General features: G+C 61.6%; 16 protein-coding genes and 1 other RNA gene. 6 read left to right on the forward strand and 11 right to left on the reverse strand.

Annotation, left to right across the window (positions count from 1 at the left end; genetic code table 11):
- Positions 1 to 15 precede the first annotated feature (15 nt).
- Genes accC through scpA form a run of 4 tightly spaced genes read right to left on the reverse strand, consistent with a single transcriptional unit; the run spans position 16 to position 6,803 of the window.
- Positions 16 to 2,028, reverse strand: a complete 2,013-nt coding sequence (accC, locus tag JYJ39_RS05345; protein ID WP_205202688.1) for an acetyl-CoA carboxylase biotin carboxylase subunit — start codon at positions 2,026 to 2,028, stop codon at positions 16 to 18.
- Positions 2,029 to 2,049: 21 nt separating this feature from the next.
- Positions 2,050 to 3,585 carry an acyl-CoA carboxylase subunit beta gene (locus JYJ39_RS05350; protein WP_205202689.1) on the reverse strand — a complete coding sequence of 512 codons (1,536 nt, stop codon included), beginning with the start codon at positions 3,583 to 3,585 and terminating at the stop codon, positions 2,050 to 2,052.
- 47 nt (positions 3,586 to 3,632) lie between these two features.
- A complete protein-coding gene (gene meaB, locus JYJ39_RS05355) occupies positions 3,633 to 4,640 on the reverse strand; it encodes a methylmalonyl Co-A mutase-associated GTPase MeaB (RefSeq protein WP_205202690.1) in 1,008 nt (335 codons plus the stop codon).
- 12 nt (positions 4,641 to 4,652) lie between these two features.
- Positions 4,653 to 6,803 (reverse strand): methylmalonyl-CoA mutase, encoded by a 2,151-nt coding sequence (gene scpA, locus JYJ39_RS05360; protein WP_205202691.1) that lies wholly within the window; start codon positions 6,801 to 6,803, stop codon positions 4,653 to 4,655.
- A 186-nt stretch (positions 6,804 to 6,989) separates the two neighbouring features.
- Between scpA and JYJ39_RS05365 the strand changes: the two genes are divergently transcribed.
- Entirely contained in the window at positions 6,990 to 7,655 is a 666-nt protein-coding gene (locus tag JYJ39_RS05365) for a GntR family transcriptional regulator (protein ID WP_205202692.1), read from the forward strand.
- 105 nt (positions 7,656 to 7,760) lie between these two features.
- On the opposite strand, the gene JYJ39_RS05370 is transcribed toward JYJ39_RS05365, so the two are convergent.
- Together JYJ39_RS05370 and JYJ39_RS05375 are read right to left on the reverse strand one after the other, a co-directional pair.
- The gene (locus tag JYJ39_RS05370; RefSeq protein ID WP_205202694.1) at positions 7,761 to 9,422 is read right to left on the reverse strand and encodes a cation acetate symporter; all 1,662 of its coding nucleotides are present in this window, start codon (positions 9,420 to 9,422) and stop codon (positions 7,761 to 7,763) included.
- The gene (locus JYJ39_RS05375; protein WP_240189554.1) at positions 9,422 to 9,742 is read right to left on the reverse strand and encodes a DUF485 domain-containing protein; all 321 of its coding nucleotides are present in this window, start codon (positions 9,740 to 9,742) and stop codon (positions 9,422 to 9,424) included. Before JYJ39_RS05375 ends, JYJ39_RS05370 begins: the two co-directional genes overlap by 1 nt.
- Before the next feature lie 120 nt (positions 9,743 to 9,862).
- Here JYJ39_RS05375 and JYJ39_RS05380 point away from each other — a divergent pair, with 120 nt between their 5' ends.
- Positions 9,863 to 10,639 (forward strand): enoyl-CoA hydratase/isomerase family protein, encoded by a 777-nt coding sequence (locus tag JYJ39_RS05380; RefSeq protein WP_205202695.1) that lies wholly within the window; start codon positions 9,863 to 9,865, stop codon positions 10,637 to 10,639.
- Here JYJ39_RS05380 and JYJ39_RS05385 read toward each other — a convergent pair whose 3' ends face one another.
- From JYJ39_RS05385 to JYJ39_RS05400, 4 genes are all read right to left on the reverse strand, one after another.
- Positions 10,640 to 11,446, reverse strand: a complete 807-nt coding sequence (locus JYJ39_RS05385; protein ID WP_205202697.1) for a sulfite exporter TauE/SafE family protein — start codon at positions 11,444 to 11,446, stop codon at positions 10,640 to 10,642.
- A 64-nt stretch (positions 11,447 to 11,510) separates the two neighbouring features.
- Positions 11,511 to 11,688, reverse strand: a non-coding RNA gene (gene ssrS / locus JYJ39_RS05390) — 6S RNA.
- A gap of 29 nt (positions 11,689 to 11,717) precedes the next feature.
- Entirely contained in the window at positions 11,718 to 12,044 is a 327-nt protein-coding gene (locus JYJ39_RS05395; protein WP_205202699.1) for a cell division protein ZapA, read from the reverse strand.
- Position 12,045: 1 nt separating this feature from the next.
- On the reverse strand, positions 12,046 to 12,243 hold the full coding sequence (locus JYJ39_RS05400) for a hypothetical protein (protein ID WP_205202701.1): 198 nt from the start codon (positions 12,241 to 12,243) through the stop codon (positions 12,046 to 12,048).
- Between the two features lie 161 nt (positions 12,244 to 12,404).
- Between JYJ39_RS05400 and JYJ39_RS05405 the strand changes: the two genes are divergently transcribed.
- From JYJ39_RS05405 to JYJ39_RS05420, 4 genes are all read left to right on the forward strand, one after another.
- Positions 12,405 to 13,382 (forward strand): FecCD family ABC transporter permease, encoded by a 978-nt coding sequence (locus tag JYJ39_RS05405; protein WP_205202703.1) that lies wholly within the window; start codon positions 12,405 to 12,407, stop codon positions 13,380 to 13,382.
- Positions 13,379 to 14,161 (forward strand): ABC transporter ATP-binding protein, encoded by a 783-nt coding sequence (locus JYJ39_RS05410; protein WP_205202706.1) that lies wholly within the window; start codon positions 13,379 to 13,381, stop codon positions 14,159 to 14,161. Before JYJ39_RS05405 ends, JYJ39_RS05410 begins: the two co-directional genes overlap by 4 nt.
- Positions 14,162 to 14,166: 5 nt before the next feature.
- On the forward strand, positions 14,167 to 14,757 hold the full coding sequence (cobO, locus tag JYJ39_RS05415) for a cob(I)yrinic acid a,c-diamide adenosyltransferase (protein WP_205202708.1): 591 nt from the start codon (positions 14,167 to 14,169) through the stop codon (positions 14,755 to 14,757).
- 178 nt (positions 14,758 to 14,935) lie between these two features.
- Entirely contained in the window at positions 14,936 to 15,811 is an 876-nt protein-coding gene (locus tag JYJ39_RS05420; RefSeq protein WP_205202709.1) for a Tim44 domain-containing protein, read from the forward strand.
- A 59-nt stretch (positions 15,812 to 15,870) separates the two neighbouring features.
- On the opposite strand, the gene JYJ39_RS05425 is transcribed toward JYJ39_RS05420, so the two are convergent.
- Complete coding sequence (locus tag JYJ39_RS05425) at positions 15,871 to 17,244, reverse strand: EAL and HDOD domain-containing protein (RefSeq protein WP_205202710.1); 1,374 nt, start codon at positions 17,242 to 17,244, stop codon at positions 15,871 to 15,873.
- Positions 17,245 to 17,312 lie beyond the last annotated feature (68 nt).

Here is a 17,312-nt window from a genome sequence, read left to right on the forward strand (position 1 = left end):
CAGCGGTGGGTGTGGTTACTCGAACTCGATGATGACCTGATCCACCGACAGGCTTTCACCCACGGCAGCGGCAATCTTCTTGACCTTGCAGTCCTGATCGGCCTTGAGGATGTTTTCCATCTTCATTGCTTCGATCACGGCGAGCTTCTCGCCGGCCTTCACTTCCTGACCGACCTGTACCGATACTTCGCGCAGCAGGCCAGGCATTGGCGAGAGCAGGAACTTGGACAGGTCTGGTGCCGGTTTTTCCGGCATCAGGGCGAGGAGTTCGGCAGCACGGGCGCTCATCACCATGAAATCGGCGCGCGCGCCCCAGTGGAACAGGGAGTACTTGGTCTTGTGCCGCTCCACCTGCAGGGTGAATGGCTTGCCGTTGCAGGTGCCGATGAACAGGGTCTCGCCGAGTTTCCAGTCAGACAGGATCTCGTACGGCTTGCCTTCGTATTCAACGTAGTAGCCACCGTCGATGGGACGGGCGATGACCGGGTGGTTTTCCTTCTCTTCACCATTCAGGCGGACCACCATCCAGTGATCGCCGACGATGCGTTCGTGCCCTTGCAGCTGGCCGCTGATGGAGGCCGAGCGATCGGTGAAGGCGCGATACACGTAGGCAGCGACCGACACCAGCAGCGCCGGGTTGTCGTGCGGCACCATCGAGGAGTCGAAGCCCGTCGGGTATTCCTTGGCGATGAAGCTGGTGTCGAAAATGCCGGACTGGAAGCGCGGATGCTGCATCAGCGCTGCCTGGAACGGAATGTTCGAGGAGATGCCACGAATCACGAAGCTGTTCAGTGCCTGACGCATGCGGGCAATGGCGGCGTTACGATCCTTGCCGTGCACGATCAGCTTGGCGATCATCGAGTCGTAGAACATCGAGATTTCGCCACCGTCGTACACGCCGGTATCGACACGGGTGCTGCCGTCGCTGTCGGTTTCTTCCACCGGCGGCAGGAATTTGACCAGACGGCCCGTCGACGGCAGGAAACCGCGGAAGGGGTCTTCGGCGTTGATCCGGCATTCCATCGACCAGCCATTGATCTTGACGTCGGCCTGGGTGATGGGCAGCTTTTCGCCGTAGGCGACGCGGATCATCTGCTCGACCAGGTCGAGGCCGGTGATCAGTTCGGTGACCGGGTGTTCCACCTGCAGGCGGGTGTTCATTTCCAGGAAGTAGAACTCCTTGGTCGCGCCAGAGACGACGAATTCGACCGTGCCGGCCGATTCGTAATTCACCGCACGGGCCAGGGCCACGGCCTGTTCGCCCATCGCCTTGCGCATTTCCGGATCGACGAAGGGGCTCGGTGCCTCTTCGATGACCTTCTGGTGGCGGCGCTGGATCGAGCAATCGCGCTCGTTCAGGTACACGTAGTTGCCATGGCTGTCGCCGAGCACCTGGATTTCGATGTGGCGCGGTTCCAGCACGTACTTTTCGATGAAGACGCGGTCGTCACCGAAGGAGTTGCGCGCTTCGTTGACGCAGGAGGAGAAGCCTTCGTGCGCTTCGGCATCGTTGTAGGCCACGCGCAGACCCTTGCCGCCGCCGCCGGCGGAGGCCTTGATCATCACCGGATAGCCGATCTTCTTGGCGATCTCGACCGCTTCGTCGGGGCCGGCGATGGCATCGTTGTAGCCGGGAATGGTGTTGACCTTGGCTTCGATGGCCAGCTTCTTCGACTCGATCTTGTCGCCCATCTTGGCCACGGAGTAGTGCTTCGGGCCGATGAACTTGATGCCTTCTTCTTCCAGGCGACGCGAGAACTCGGCGTTCTCCGACAGGAAGCCGTAGCCGGGATGCACTGCCTCAGCGCCGGTCTGCTTGCAGGCGGCGATGATCTTGTCCATGACCAGGTAGGATTCCTTCGAGGCGGCCGGGCCGATGCAGACGGCTTCGTCGGCCTCGATCACGTGCAGGGAGTCCTTGTCGGCCTCGGAATAGACTGCCACGGTGGCAATGCCCATCTTGCGGGCAGTCTTGATGACGCGGCAGGCGATTTCACCGCGGTTGGCGATCAGAATTTTCTTGAACATGTTCCTTTTTCTCCCTGACGCTTACAGAGGAATGTTGCCGTGCTTGCGCCACGGATTGTCGAGTTTCTTGTCGCGCAGCATGGCCAGCGAGCGGCAGATACGCTTGCGGGTAGCGTGCGGCATGATGACGTCGTCGATGAAGCCACGGGCGCCGGCGACAAACGGGTTGGCGAACTTTTCCTTGTACTCGGCTTCGCGCTGGGCCAGCTTTTCCGGATCGTTCTTTTCTTCACGGAAGATGATTTCGACCGCACCTTTGGGGCCCATGACGGCGATTTCGGCAGTCGGCCAGGCCAGGTTGACGTCGCCGCGCAGGTGCTTGGAGCTCATCACGTCGTAGGCGCCGCCGTAAGCCTTGCGGGTAATCACGGTGACCTTGGGCACGGTGCACTCGGCGTAGGCATAGAGCAGCTTGGCGCCGTGCTTGATGATGCCGCCGTATTCCTGAGCGGTACCCGGCATGAAGCCCGGCACATCGACGAAGGTGACGACCGGAATGTTGAAGGCGTCGCAGAAACGGACGAAGCGGGCGGCCTTGATCGCCGACTTGATGTCGAGACAGCCGGCCAGCACCAGTGGCTGGTTGGCGACGATACCGACCGGGTGACCATCCATGCGGCCAAAGCCGATGATGATGTTCTTGGCGTAGTCGGCCTGCAGTTCGAAGAAATCGTTGTCATCGACCACCTTGATGATCAATTCCTTCATGTCGTACGGCTTGTTCGGATTGTCCGGCACCAGCGTGTCGAGCGAGTGATCGAAGCGGTCGGCTGGATCGTTGGTCGGCGTCACCGGTGGTTTTTCACGGTTGTTGGCCGGAATGAAGTTCATGAAGCGGCGCAGCATGGACAGCGCTTCAACGTCGTTCTCGAAGGCCAGGTCGGCGACGCCGGACTTGGTCGTGTGGGTGATGGCGCCACCCAGTTCTTCGGCGGTAACGTCTTCGTGGGTGACGGTCTTGACCACTTCCGGGCCGGTCACGAACATGTAGGACGAGTCCTTGACCATGAAGATGAAGTCGGTCATCGACGGCGAGTACACGGCACCGCCGGCGCAGGGGCCCATGATCATGGAGATCTGCGGCACGACGCCGGAGGCCATCACGTTGCGCTGGAACACGTCGGCGTAGCCGCCGAGCGAGGCAACGCCTTCCTGAATACGGGCGCCGCCCGAGTCGTTGAGGCCGATCACCGGGGCGCCGACCTTCATGGCGTGATCCATGACCTTGCAGATCTTCTCGGCATGGGTTTCCGACAGCGAGCCGCCGAATACGGTGAAATCCTGCGAGAAAACAAAGACCAGACGACCGTTGATGGTGCCGTAGCCGACCACGACGCCGTCACCCGGTGTTTTTTCCGATTGATCCATGCCGAAGTCCACGCAACGGTGTTCCTTGAACATGTCCCATTCTTCGAAGGAACCGGGGTCAAGCAGCAGTTCGATGCGCTCGCGCGCGGTCAGCTTGCCTTTTTTGTGCTGACTGTCGATGCGTTTCTGGCCACCGCCGAGGCGGGCCAGTTCACGCTTTTTTTCCAGCTGGCGAATGATGTTGTGCATAAAAACTCCCTCAGAAAATCGGCTAACTTGGAAATGAGTGTCGGAAATCAGTGGTTCAGGTAGCCCAGCAGTGTATAGGCTGCGGCGGCCGGTGTCGTGCGTCCTGTTTCGACCGCAGCCGCTAGCGCCGGCAGGTTGCGGCGTACTGCCGGGTGCTGGCGGAAATGCTGGCGCAGCCCGGCGTCGATCATCTGCCACATCCAGGCCAGCGCCTGATGCTGACGCTTGCTGGCAAACTCGCCGCTGGCCTCGAGTGCGGCACGGAATTTTTCCACCTCGGCCCAGAACTCTGCAATACCCGCCTTGCGCAAGGCCGACAATGAAATCACCGGCGGTGCCCAGTGTTGCGAGGCGGGTCGCAGCATGTGCAGGGCATTGCGCCACTGGGCACGGACCACGGCGGTGGCCTGCGGGTCGATATCGGCCTTGTTGATCACCACCATGTCGGCGATTTCGACAATGCCCTTCTTGATCGCTTGCAGGTCATCGCCGGCATTCGGCAGTTGCAGCAGGCAGAACATGTCGACCATGCCGGCGACGGTGGTTTCGCTCTGGCCGACGCCGACGGTCTCGACGATGATGACGTCGTATCCGGCGGCTTCGCAGAGCAACATGGCCTCACGCGTTTTTTCGGCGACGCCGCCGAGCGAACCGGCAGACGGGCTGGGGCGGATGAAGGCTTCTTCCCGCTGGCTGAGCAGTTCCATCCGGGTCTTGTCGCCCAGAATGGAGCCGCCAGTGACGGAGGAGGACGGGTCGATGGCCAGCACGGCGAGTTTCTTGCCCTGCTCGATCAGCCAGACGCCGAGCGCCTCGATGAAGGTCGACTTGCCGGCGCCGGGAACGCCGGAAATACCGATGCGGATGGCCCCCCCGGTGTGCGGCAGCAGGGCATTGAGCACAGCATGTGCGCGTGTCTGATGGTCGCCACGGGTCGATTCGATCAGGGTGATCGACTTGGCCAGCGCGCGCCGCTGGCCCGCCAGCACACCGCTGACCAGTTGCTGGTCAGCGGCTGACAGGTCTGCGCCCGGTACGGAGGTTACGTCTGTCACGCAAACGCCGTTTCAGGAACGAGCTTTCTTGATTTCTTCCAGCACCTTGCGGGCGGAATCCTCGATCCGCGTGCCCGGGCCGAAGATGGCCTTGGCGCCAGCCGCGTATAGGGCATCGTAGTCCTGCGCCGGAATCACACCGCCGGCGAAGACGATGATGTCGTCAGCACCTTGGGCGCGCAGTGCTTCGATGATCTGGGGCACCAGGGTCTTGTGGCCCGCAGCCAGCGACGAGCAGCCGATGGCATGGACGTCGTTTTCGATGGCCTGACGGGCGGCTTCTTCCGGGGTCTGGAAGAGCGGGCCCATGTCGATGTCGAAACCGAGGTCGGCGTAGGCGGTGGCGACGACCTTGGCGCCGCGGTCATGGCCGTCCTGGCCCAGCTTGGCGATCATCACACGGGGCCGACGGCCTTCTTCTTCGGCGAATTTGGCCACTTCGGCCTTGATTTCTTCCCAGCTGTTCATGCCGTCCACGACACCTCCATAGACACCTGAAATGGTCTGGTTGTTGGCGCGGAAACGGCCGTAGACCTTTTCCAGCGCATCCGATACTTCGCCGATCGAGGCGCGCAGGCGGATGGCCTTGACGGTGAGGTCAAGCAGGTTGCCTTCGCCGGTTTCAGCGGCCTTGGTCAGCGCGTCCAGCGCTGCATTGACGGCGGCGCTATCGCGGCTGGCGCGGATTTTCTGCAGGCGGGCGATCTGGGCGTCACGCACGGCGTGGTTGTCGATGTCGAGGATCTCGATCGGGTCTTCCTTGGCCAGCTTGTACTTGTTAACGCCGACGATGACATCCTTGCCGGAGTCGATGCGCGCCTGTTTGTCGGCGGCGCAGGTTTCGACCTGCATCTTGGCCCAGCCGGATTCGACGGCCTTGGTCATGCCACCCATCGCCTCGATTTCCTGGATGATGCCCCAGGCCTTGTCGGCCATGTCCTGGGTCAGCTTTTCCATCATGTAGGAACCGGCCCACGGATCAACGACGTTGGTGATGTGGGTTTCTTCCTGGATGATCAACTGGGTGTTGCGGGCGATGCGGGCCGAGAACTCGGTCGGCAGGGCAATGGCTTCGTCGAGGGCATTGGTGTGCAGCGACTGGGTGCCGCCGAAGACCGCCGCCATCGCCTCGATGGTGGTGCGCACGACGTTGTTGTACGGGTCCTGCTCGGTCAGCGACCAGCCGGAAGTCTGGCTGTGCGTGCGCAGCATCATCGACTTGGCGTTCTTGGCGCCGAAGCCGGACATGATGCGGTGCCACAGGAGGCGGGCGGCGCGCATCTTGGCGATTTCGAGATAGAAATTCATGCCCACTGCCCAGAAGAAGGACAGGCGGCCAGCGAAGGTATCCACGTCCATGCCCGCTTTCATGCCGGTACGCACGTATTCCATGCCGTCAGCCAGGGTGAAGGCCAGCTCGATGGCCTGGTTGGCGCCCGCTTCCTGGATGTGATAGCCGGAAATGGAAATCGAGTTGAACTTCGGCATGTGCTGCGCCGTGTAGGCGAAGATGTCGGCGATGATCTTCATCGACGGCGTCGGCGGATAGATGTAGGTGTTGCGGACCATGAACTCCTTGAGGATGTCGTTCTGGATGGTGCCCGACAGCTTGTCCTGCGACACGCCCTGTTCCTCGGCGGCGACGATGTAGCCGGCGAGAATGGGCAGCACGGCGCCGTTCATGGTCATGGAGACGGAAATCTTGTCGAGCGGAATGCCGTCGAACAGGATCTTCATGTCTTCCACGGAATCGATGGCCACGCCTGCCTTGCCGACGTCGCCGGTGACGCGCGGATGGTCGGAGTCATAGCCGCGGTGGGTGGCCAGGTCGAAGGCGACCGACACGCCCTGGCCACCGGCGGCAAGCGCCTTGCGGTAGAAGGCGTTGGAGGCTTCGGCGGTGGAGAAGCCGGCATACTGGCGGATGGTCCACGGCTTGACCGCGTACATGGTCGGCTGCGGGCCGCGCAGGAACGGGGCGATGCCGGGCAGAGTGTCAGCAAATTCGAGGCTCTCGACATCTTTTTTGGTGTACAGCGCCTTGACCTGCAGACCTTCCGGCGTGTGCCACACCAGATTGGCGACATCGCCACCAGGAGCCTGCTTGGCGGCTGCTTTTTCCCATGCGTCGAGAGTGTTGGAGTCCAGGAATTTTTCAGACATGAAAGACCTTTCGCCGGTTGGATTTAACCCAGCCCATGCTGGATGCAAAAAATCGCATCTTTGGGATTGGCTAGAAATGATTAGCCGGACATAATACGTTATCCATAATTACGGAACAAGCCGCTCGCGCGCGTATACTTTTTGTCACGTGGCGGTAGGCCGCCGGATGAAAACACAACAACGACAATGACTCGAATCGCTTCCACCGCCCTCTACCAGCAAGTTGCCGAACGTTTGCGGCAGCAGATTTTTGCGCACGAACTGACCCCTGGCGACTGGGTGGATGAACAGAAACTGGCCGAGCAGTATGGTATTTCCCGCACGCCCCTGCGCGAAGCGCTCAAGGTGCTGGCGGCGGAAGGTCTGGTGGAACTGAAGCCGCGCCGGGGCTGCTATGTGACGGAAATTTCCCGCCAGGATATTGACGATATTTTTCCGCTGATCGCTTTGCTCGAAGGGCGTTGCACGTTCGATGCCGTGCAGCGCGCGACGGAAGCCGATCTCGCTGAGTTGGCGACCATTCATGACCAACTCGAGCGTGCAGCGGCGGCCCAGCAGATCGCCCTTTTCTTTGAGGCCAATCAGGAGTTTCATCGCAAGCTTCAGGCCATGTCCGGCAACCGCTGGCTGTTGTCGGTCATCCAGGATCTGCGCAAGGTGCTCAAACTCTCACGTTTGCACTCCCTGTCGCTGGAAGGGCGTCTGCAGCAGTCGCTGGCAGAGCATCGCAGCATCCTCCAGCATGTTCAGGCGCACGATGCGGCGGCCGCGGAGCGGGCGATGTACGCCCACATCATTTCCGGGCGCGAGGCATTGGCGCGGATGGAAGCGCAGGCAGCAAAAAACAGCTGAAAAAAGAGCCGGGGCATCGGTTGTCGATGCACAAGTGCCGCACAAGAAAAACCCCCTGGCAGTCTGACTGCGCAGGGGGTTTTTTGTACTCCAGTTGGAGGTTGCTTAGTGCTTGGCGGCACCTGCTGCGCCGTAACCCGTCTGGGCACGGACGTACTGGTCGTCAAAGGCTTCGATTTCCGACTTGCCGCGAGCGCTGCTGTCGGTGGTCGAACCAAACCAGGCCAGGAAGAAGGCGATCGGCATGGCGAACAGTGCCGGCTGGGTGTAGGGGAAGAGCGGAGCTGCATTGCCCAGCACATCGACCCATACCGACTTCGAGAAGAGCACGAAGCAGACGGCGGAAACCAGGCCACCGTAGCCGCCCCACAGAGCGCCACGGGTGGTCAGGCCCTTCCAGTACATGGAGAGGATGAGCACCGGGAAGTTGGCGGCTGCGGCAACACCGAAGGCCAGACCCACCATGAAGGCGATGTTCATCTTCTCGAACATGATGCCGAGGACGATGGCCACGAAGCCGAGGATGATGGTGGCGATCCGGGATACACGGATTTCGGAGGCTTCCGAGGCCGTACCCTTCTTGATGACGCGGGCGTAGATGTCATGCGAGATGGCCGAGGCACCCGCCAGCGCCAGGCCGGATACCACCGCCAGGATGGTGGCGAAGGCTACCGCAGCCAGGAAGCCGAGCAGCATGTTGCCGCCAACTGCTTTGGCCAGGTGCATGGCAACCATGTTGCCGCCGCCGATCAGCTTGCTGCTGATGTCGCCGCCTTCGAAGTATTCAGGATTCTGACCCACGATGATGATCGCAGCCAGGCCCATGAAGAAGATGACGTTGAAGAAGTAGGCCACGAAACCGGATGCGTAGAGCACCGATTTGCGGGCTTCCTTGGCGTCGGTGACGGTGAAGAAGCGCATCAGGATGTGCGGCAGGCCGGCGGTACCGAACATCAGGCCCAGACCGAGCGAGATGGCGGTGATCGGGTCGGCGAGCAGGGAGCCCGGGTGCATCATGCGTTCCCCCAGCTTGTGCACCGACATGGCCTGGTCGACCATCTTTTCGTACGAGAAACCGAACTCGTTCATGGCCAGCAGCATGACCAGCGTGCCACCGGACAGCAGCATGACGGCCTTGATGATCTGCACCCAGGTGGTGGCAACCATGCCGCCGAAGGTGACGTAGACCATCATCAGGATGCCGACCACGAAGATGGCGACGTTGTAGTCCAGACCGAACAGCAGCTTGATCAGCTGACCGGCACCGACCATCTGCGCAATCAGGTAGAAGCAGACCACGGTCCGCGAGGAAATCGCGGCCATGGTACGCACCCGGCCTTGATCGAGGCGGTAGGCGGTGATGTCGGAGAAGGTGAACTTGCCCAGATTGCGCAGGCGTTCAGCCATCAGGAACAGGATGATCGGCCAGCCGGCGAAGAAGCACAGCATGTAGATGTAGCCGTCATAGCCCGAGGTGTACACCATGGCGGTGAGACCGAGCAGGGTGGCTGCCGACATGTAGTCACCGGCAATGGCCAGGCCATTCTGGAAGCCGGTGATGCCGCCGCCCGCAGTGTAGAAGTCAGAGGTCGACTTGGTGCGGCTGGCTGCCCAGTAGGTGATCCCCATGGTCAGGGCCACGAAGATGCAGAACATGATGATGGCGTGCCAGTTGGTCGCCTGTTTTTCCGTGGCACCGACGGCGTCGGCAGCAACGGCAAGGGCGCACAGGCTGAAAAGGCCGAGTGCAGTCAGAAGCTTGCGCATTATTTTTCCTCCTTCCAGGCGTCGCGGACGATTTCCTGCGACAGGGTGTCGAATTCCGTATTGGCACGGCGGACATAAATCACCGTGGTCACCCAGAAAAAGACGAAGAGGAACAGCTCCAAGGTGACACCGACTGTCCACCGCGAACCTTCGGCAATCGGATTGCCGAGGGATTCAGGGGCAAAAGCCACTATCAGCACGAAGCCGTAGAACAGGGTTAACACGATCGCGGCCAAGGTCCAGGCAAATCGTCCCCGCTTGTTAACCAACTCCTGGAATTTGGGATTGTCCCGCATCCTTTCGTACATTGCGCTGCTCATAACCATTCTCCTTATTCATAATTATAAAAAACAGCGGGCGCATTGTAGCTTATATAAGAGGCATTAACCTTACAGGCGATGTAAGCTTCAGCCTTCTTTTTACACCTCACCGCACAATTCATGAGCAGCATAGACCTACAGCGCACGGGTGCAGTCGCTACCCTGATCCTTTCCAATCCGGGAAAACTCAACGCCATCGACCTGTCCATGTGGCAGGCACTCAAACAGCGCATGGCAGAACTGGTAGCCCAGCCGGATGTACGTTGCGTCGTCGTGCGTGGTGCAGGCGACGAGGCTTTTGCTGCCGGGGGAGACCTGGAAGAGTTCGTCACCGCCCGGGCGACGCTGGAACAAGCCCTGCATTACCACGGCGAAGTCGCGGCGGCACTGCAGGCGATTGCTGATTTTCCACATCCCACCATCGCCATGATTCGCGGCGCCTGCGTCGGTGGAGGTCTGGAAATCGCGGCTGCCTGCGATTTGCGCATCGCCAGCAACAACGCCCGCTTTGGCGCGCCGATCAACAAGCTTGGGTTTTCCATGTATCCCGGAGAAATGGAAGGCTTGCTGCAACTGGTCGGACCGGCGGTGGTCAAGGAAATCCTGCTCGAGGGACGTATCCTGACGGCGACGGAGGCCTACGAGAAAGGGCTGCTGACCCGGGTGGTGGCGGGCGAGGAATTGGCTGCGGAAGTCGCCGCCAGTGTCGAACGAATCTGCCAGGGGGCGCCGCTGGTCGCCGGCTGGCACAAGCAGTGGATCAAGCGCCTGCAGAGCGGAGCACCCTTGAGCGAGGAAGAAAAGGCCGCTTCCTTTGCCTTTCTTGCGACAGAAGACTACCGCGAAGGGCTGGCGGCCTTTCTCGAAAAGCGCAAGCCGCAGTTCAAGGCGCGCTGACTATCCACCCAGGACGGTGTGCAGCATCTTGGCGGAGAGCAGGAGCAGTACACCGGCAAAAATCTTCTTCAGGGTAGGCACCGGCAAGCGGTGGGCCATGCGCGCACCGAACGGGGCGGTGAAGGTCGATACCAGACTGATCAGCAGCAAGGCTGGCAGATAGACGTAGCCGATGCTGCCCGTGGGCAGTCCCTGGCTGTGCCAGCCATTGAGCAGATACCCTGCGGCGCCGGCCAGGGCAATGGGCAGTCCGATCGCGGCGGAGGTGCCGATGGCTTCCTGCATCCTGACGTTGCACCAGGTCATGAACGGTACCGACAAGGTGCCGCCACCAATCGCCACCAGCGAGGAAATACCGCCGATGACGCTACCCGTGGCAAAGAGGCCGACGCGGCCGGGCAACTCGCGCGCCGGTTTGGGTTTGATGTTGAGCACCATCTGCAGTGAGACGTACACCATGAAGCAGGCGAAAAACAGTGCCAGGCTGCTGCTGTCGGCGCGGGTTGCGAAAAAAGTGCCGGAGAAGGTGCCGAGCAAGACGCCCGGGGTGACGCCGCGGACGATTTCCCAGCGCACCGCGCCGTGTCGGTGATGGGCGCGCAGACTGGCGATCGAGGTGAGTACGATGGCGGCCATCGAAGTTCCTAGTGCCAGATGCACCAGTTGTTCAGCCGGAAAGCCTTGGGCGGCGAACAGGGTGATCAGCATCGGCACCATGATGCCACCGCCGCCCACGCCCAGCAGGCCGGCAAAGAACCCGACGAAAGCGCCCAGGACAAGATAGGCGGCAAGCCATTCGATAGCCATTACGATGATCCGCGATGTTGCGTAAACGAAAACAGGTGGCAGAAGTGTCTGCCACCTGTTGAATAAAGTCCCCGCGGGTGCCGTCAGGCCGGCATCCTGAACCGGAGTTCAGAGTGGCTGCTTCCCTTTCGCATCAGGTGCGTTCGCGGGGAACGCGCACAACAGCGACATCGTGGTCAGCAACCGATGCCAATCAGCATTGGTTCAAGGAATTATGGCCTTAACAAACACCGCAGGGAGCAATCGGCGGGCTTTCCGTGCGTCACTGGTATCAGATATCCAGTGGTTGCTGGGAAACCAGCACGGTATCCAACCGTGCGCCCATGTCCTGGATTCTACCCTTCAGGTCCGGCGATGCAAGCACTGTTGCACTTTCTTCGCCCCCCTTCTCGCTCAGTCGCTCGTGGGCGATGTTCAGGGCGGCCATGACGGCGACGCGCTCGGCAATCGTGTTCTTGGTTTTCTGTGCGATTTCGCGCATCTTGCTGTCGACCAGTTCGACCGCCGCCAGCAGTGCCGGACGTTCTTCGCTATGGCAGGCCACACGGTATTCGCGGCCCATGATCTTGACGTCGAGAAAATTTCCTTCGTTACCCATGTCAGGCCTCCTCGGGCAGTTGCTCGACCAGGCCGGCCAGGCGATCGCGTGCGGTGTCCATGGCCGCGCGCAGGTTGAGGCGTTCGTGGTCGGCAGTGGCGAGCTGATTTTTCAGCACGTCATTTTCGGCACGCAGTTGTTTGACCAGGGCAAGAACCTGTTCGATTTTCTCTTCGAGCGCAGTGAGTTCGGCATTCATGGCGCGCACTATAGAGGGGTAAAGATAAACGAGTCAAGGACTAAGCGGCTATTTTCAAAGTGTTTTATCGCACGGTGACTGGCTTTGCCACGCCGTGTGCAGCACGCCGGGGACAAGGCCGGTAGAATGCTGCCTCCACTGTCCTGCGCCCTATCCTGCCCATGCCTTCACCGCGCCGCGCTGCGCTGATTCTCGTGCTGCTTGCCCTGCTGGTGTTGCTGTCCATTGTATTGGCGCTGCTGGTAGGTAGTCTGCAGGTGACGCCGGCCGAACTGTGGGCTGCCGTGACTGGAAGTGCGAGCGGATCGGGAGGGCTGGTGCTAGAGCTGCGCCTGCCGCGCGCGCTGGCTGCCTTTGCCTGTGGCGCCTTGCTGGCGCTGGCCGGCGCGCTGATGCAGGTATTGCTGCGCAATCCCTTGGCTGACCCTTACGTGCTCGGCATTTCCGGTGGTGCCGGGGTCGGAGCCATGAGTGGTCTGTTTTTTGGCTTATCTTTATGGGCGGTTGATGCGCTGGCATTTGCCGGGGCCCTGCTGGCGATGCTGACGGTGTTTGGTCTGGCACGCGGCGATGGTAGCTGGACGCAGACCCGGCTGCTGCTGACCGGGGTAATCGTTGCCGCAGGCTGCGGCGCCTTGATCGCGCTGATGCTGTCGCTGGCGGAAGATGGTCGGGTGCACGGCATGTTGTTCTGGCTGATGGGCGATCTCGGACAAACCTTCATCTGGTGGCCGGCCATGCTGGTGCTGGTGGTGGCGTTGCTGTGCAGCCTGCCCTTTGCCCGTGAGCTGAATCTCCTGGCACGGGGCCTGCTGCAGGCGCAGGCTTTTGGCGTTGCGGTCGGACGCCTGCGCTTCATTGTGTATGTGCTGGCGTCGCTGGCCACGGCGGCGGCGGTGACCACTGCCGGCTCGATTGGCTTTGTCGGTCTGGTGGTGCCACATCTGGTGCGGCTGGCGATCGGCAACGACCAGCGCGTGCTGCTGCCGGGCGCCGCGCTTGCGGGGGGAGCTTTGCTGGTGCTGGCCGATACGGCGGCGCGCACACTGATTGCGCCACAACAATTGCCGGTCGGCGTGCTGACCGCGCTGATCGGCGTGCCGGTATTCTTGTTCCTGCTGGCGAGGCAGCCGCGATGAGCGGCCCATATGTGGCGCCGCTGGCTGCCCGGCAACTGGTGGTTGAAGTGGGCGGCCGGCGGGTGATCGATGGGCTTGACCTGAACGTGGCGGCGGGCGAATGCCTGGGCATTCTGGGACGTAATGGCGCGGGGAAATCAACCCTGCTGACCACCTTGGCGGGGTTGCGGCCCCCTGCGCAGGGCGAGGTTCTGCTGGCCGGGACGCCTTATCCGCAGCTCAACCCGCGTGCTGCTGCCCTGCAGCGAGGCTGGCTCGGGCAATTCCAGCAAGACCCTTTCGGTGCCAGCGTGCTGGAGACGGCACTTGCCGGCCGGCATCCGCATCTCGGGCGCTGGGACTGGGAATCTGCCGCCGATGGTGCCAAGGTGCGTGAGGCCTTGAGCCTGCTTGGCCTGGCCGGCATGGAGCAGCGGCAGGTGCATACCCTGTCTGGGGGGGAGCGCCAGCGTCTGGCACTGGCGACCTTGCTGGTGCAGGCACCAGGCGTGTACCTGCTCGATGAACCTTTGTCGCATCTCGACCTCAACCACCAGATGGCCGTGTTGCGCTTGTTCTCTCAGCTTGCCCACACGCAGGGGGCAGCGGTAGTCATGGTGTTGCATGAACCGGCACTGGCGCATCGTTTTTGCGACCGGGCCCTGCTCATTCACGGCGACGGCCGGTGCGTACAGGGTACGGCAGATGAAACCCTGACGGCGGCGAAGTTGTCCGAGCTTTACGCTTACCGGCTGCGCCAGATCAGCGACGGTGACCAACGTTGTTTCATTCCGGAGTGACTTTCATGAGCATCAGCCATCAGCAGCGCATGCAGAAAAAGAAAGCCGTGATCGATGACAAGATCGAGGCTGCCACCGTTGCCCGTGGTGTGCTGGTCGTTCACACCGGTAACGGCAAGGGCAAGTCGACTGCGGCTTTTGGTGTTCTGGCGCGGGCGCTGGGACATGGTCAGCGGGCGGCCGTGGTGCAATTTGTGAAGGGCCGTAGCGATACCGGGGAAGAAGCTTTCTTCCGCCAGCAGCCAGGTGTCACCTGGCATACCGGCGGTGCCGGCTTTACCTGGGAGACCCAGGATCAGGGACGCGATGCCGCCGCGGCTCAGGCCGCCTGGGGCGTCGCTTGCCAGCATCTAGCCGATCCCGGCATCGATCTGGTGATTCTTGATGAATTCACCTATGCCTTCAAATATCAGTGGCTCGACCTGGATGCGGTCTGCGCTGTGCTGCGCGCGCGTCCGCCCATGCAGCACGTGATCATTACCGGGCGTGGGGCACCGCCTGCCCTGCGCGAGCTGGCGGATACGGTGAGCGACATTGGCATGGAAAAACACGCTTTCCAGGCAGGAATCCAGGCCATGCCCGGGCTCGAGTGGTAACGACACTGCTGGCTTCGGCGTGACTTCAGGCCCGGATGTCGCGCAGCGTCAGGGTTGCCATTGTCACGTGGTGGAGTGCCTATCTTCCGTATTTCCGAAGTTTACCTGCGTTCATCGCTGGTTTTTTAGAAACAGAAAGGCCACGTACAATGGCCGCTGTTTTTTCCTGGAGACAAGTATGAACAAATTTCTTGCCCTTGTGGCCGCTGTGGTCGTCGGTTTCACCCTCAACATCAGCGATGCCGAAGCCAAGCGCATGGGGGGCGGTGGTTCCCTCGGCATGAAGCGGCAGATGACGCCGCCGGCCAAGAACAATACCGCCCAGCAGGCGCCCAATCGCCAGCAGGCGGGTACGCCGGGCCAGCAAGCGCAGCCGAAACGTTCCTGGATGGGACCGCTGGCGGGTCTGGCCGCAGGTCTGGGGCTGGCGGCACTGGCCTCGCACCTCGGTTTCGGTGAGGAAATGGCCAACATCATGATGATTGCCCTGCTGGCCATCGCTGCGTTCATGCTGTTCCGCTTCTTCACGCGCAACAAGGCAGCGCCGGCGCAAGGCATGCAATATGCTGCAGCGGGTCAGGGCGGTGGCCAGATCGCACGTCCGGAATTTACCCCGGCTGCGGGTGGCACGGCGACGGCTGCGGCCGCACAGGCGGTGGCGGCCGATGGCAGCAGCGGCAACATTCCGGCGGATTTCGATACGGCCGCCTTCGTGCGCAATGCCAAAGTCAACTTCATCCGTCTGCAGGCCGCGAATGATTCGGGCAATCTTGACGACATTCGCGAATTCACCAGTCCGGAAGTCTTCGCCGAAGTGAAGCTGGCAATTGAAGAACGCAACGGCGCCGCTCAGGAAACCGACGTGGTGCATCTGGATGCGGAAGTGATTGATGTGACCGAGGAAGAGCGCCGCTACATCGTCAGCGTGCATTTCAGCGGCCAGATCCGCGAGGAGCGTGATGGACCGGCGGAAAGTTTCTCCGAAGTCTGGCACATGACCAAGCCGGTCGACGGTAGCCGGGGTTGGGTCATCGCCGGGATCGAACAGGCGTAAATCTGCCCAACCAGAAAAACGGCCGCGTTGTAGCGGCCGTTTTTTATTCCCCGGCGCTTTCAGCCATGCACTTCCATGGCCCATTGCAGGGCGGCAAGGTGGCTGTCGGTGGCTTGTTCCGGGCTGATGCCGCAACGTTCGGCGGCTTGCTGCAGACGTTCCGGTTCCTTGAAACCATGTTCGCAGGCGATGGTGAGGTCGAGGAACGGAAAGTAAGGGCCGCTGTGGTCGAGGAGTGCGGCGCGCACTTCGTCGGCCAGCGAGAGTGGCGCGATGGCCTTGGCCAGGGGTACTTGCAGCACGATGTCGGCGAGTGACAGCAGGCCGACCAGGAACAGCGATTCGCTCTGTCCGGGCGCTTTTTCGGCCCCGAGAAGTTCGAGCATGCGGGCGCGGACCAGAGCAATTTCCAGCGCGGCCGAGGTGCGGCCATTGTTGGCGTCAGGGGCGCAGGCGAGGAGGATCAGCCAGCGGTAGAGCCGTTCGCGGCCGAACATGAGCAGGGCGTGCTCGATCGAGGTGACCGGTTCCTGCGGCTGGTAGGCGGCGGAATTGACGTAGCGCAGCAGGCGCAGCGAGAGCGCGGCATCCTGTTTGAGCAGGTTGGCGATTTCCCTTGTTTCGCCATCGGCGCGCAGTTTGGCGATCAAGGTGGCGATGCGCAGGGTGTCCGGGCCGGGCTCGTGTTTACCCCACTCTTCCCGGCTGGTGACAAAAGCGCCATGAAACAGGGCCGCGCCCATTTTGTGCGCAAAGCGGAAATCTTCCAGCGCCGGCAGATCACGCACGAACCAGCGCGCCGTGCTGCCCTGCTCGAGTTGCAGCTGGCGCAGGCGGGTGCAGTGATTGGGATAGAGCGTCGGTGCCTGCAGGGCAATGAATTCCGCCAGCGGCAGGGCCGCGCCGTATTCCTCAATGACTAATGGATCGGGCAGGCCGATGCGGAAGCCGTCAGCCTGGCGCTGGCGCAGGGCCGCCTGCAGGGCTGCCGGTGCCAGGCTTCCTGCATCGGATAGCGGTGGCGCCAGTAGCAGCATGATCTGGTGGGCCGGGAGTTGGTCGAGTAACGGATGCGTCAGGAAGGAATCGGGAATTTCGATGCAGGCCAGCCGTTGTCCGAGCAGGCGGTCAATGCGCGCATCCAGTAGATGGCCGATGAGGATTTCAGTGTACAAATGCCGCAGCCGCCGGCTGCTGTGGCGGATATTGTGATGAGCTGCTTCCTGCAGGGCAAACAGGTAGGCAACGATACGCTGGTCCTCGCCGAGAATGGGCTCGCGGCAGAGGTAAGTGGCGGCTGTTTCAGTCTGCTGCGCTGACGGGGCGCGGGCGGCGGCGGGCGATTCCGCGGCCGGCGCAGGGGGATGGGTAGGTTGCGGGGGCGTGGCAACGTGCGTTTCGCCCAGCAGGCGGCCAAAAATTTTCTTGAACACGATGCCTCCAGCGGCTTGGGTTTATGCCTTGATTATAAGAGACGCCCGCCTGCAAGGTGCATTCAGTA

It is taken from the genome of Azonexus hydrophilus, assembly GCF_905120355.1.
GTDB lineage: Bacteria > Pseudomonadota > Gammaproteobacteria > Burkholderiales > Rhodocyclaceae > Azonexus.

Excerpts from the sequence above, each read along its gene's own strand:
- scpA (WP_205202691.1), bottom strand. The coding sequence starts at position 6,803 with ATGTCTGAAAAATTCCTGGACTCCAACACTCTCGACGCATGGGAAAAA.
- JYJ39_RS05385 (WP_205202697.1), bottom strand. The coding sequence starts at position 11,446 with ATGGCTATCGAATGGCTTGCCGCCTATCTTGTCCTGGGCGCTTTCGTC.
- JYJ39_RS05365 (WP_205202692.1), top strand. The coding sequence starts at position 6,990 with ATGACTCGAATCGCTTCCACCGCCCTCTACCAGCAAGTTGCCGAACGT.
- JYJ39_RS05350 (WP_205202689.1), bottom strand. The coding sequence starts at position 3,585 with ATGCACAACATCATTCGCCAGCTGGAAAAAAAGCGTGAACTGGCCCGC.
- JYJ39_RS05420 (WP_205202709.1), top strand. The coding sequence starts at position 14,936 with ATGAACAAATTTCTTGCCCTTGTGGCCGCTGTGGTCGTCGGTTTCACC.
- JYJ39_RS05375 (WP_240189554.1), bottom strand. The coding sequence starts at position 9,742 with ATGAGCAGCGCAATGTACGAAAGGATGCGGGACAATCCCAAATTCCAG.
- JYJ39_RS05370 (WP_205202694.1), bottom strand. The coding sequence starts at position 9,422 with ATGCGCAAGCTTCTGACTGCACTCGGCCTTTTCAGCCTGTGCGCCCTT.
- JYJ39_RS05400 (WP_205202701.1), bottom strand. The coding sequence starts at position 12,243 with ATGAATGCCGAACTCACTGCGCTCGAAGAGAAAATCGAACAGGTTCTT.
- JYJ39_RS05410 (WP_205202706.1), top strand. The coding sequence starts at position 13,379 with ATGAGCGGCCCATATGTGGCGCCGCTGGCTGCCCGGCAACTGGTGGTT.
- JYJ39_RS05395 (WP_205202699.1), bottom strand. The coding sequence starts at position 12,044 with ATGGGTAACGAAGGAAATTTTCTCGACGTCAAGATCATGGGCCGCGAA.
- JYJ39_RS05405 (WP_205202703.1), top strand. The coding sequence starts at position 12,405 with ATGCCTTCACCGCGCCGCGCTGCGCTGATTCTCGTGCTGCTTGCCCTG.
- cobO (WP_205202708.1), top strand. The coding sequence starts at position 14,167 with ATGAGCATCAGCCATCAGCAGCGCATGCAGAAAAAGAAAGCCGTGATC.
- JYJ39_RS05380 (WP_205202695.1), top strand. The coding sequence starts at position 9,863 with ATGAGCAGCATAGACCTACAGCGCACGGGTGCAGTCGCTACCCTGATC.
- accC (WP_205202688.1), bottom strand. The coding sequence starts at position 2,028 with ATGTTCAAGAAAATTCTGATCGCCAACCGCGGTGAAATCGCCTGCCGC.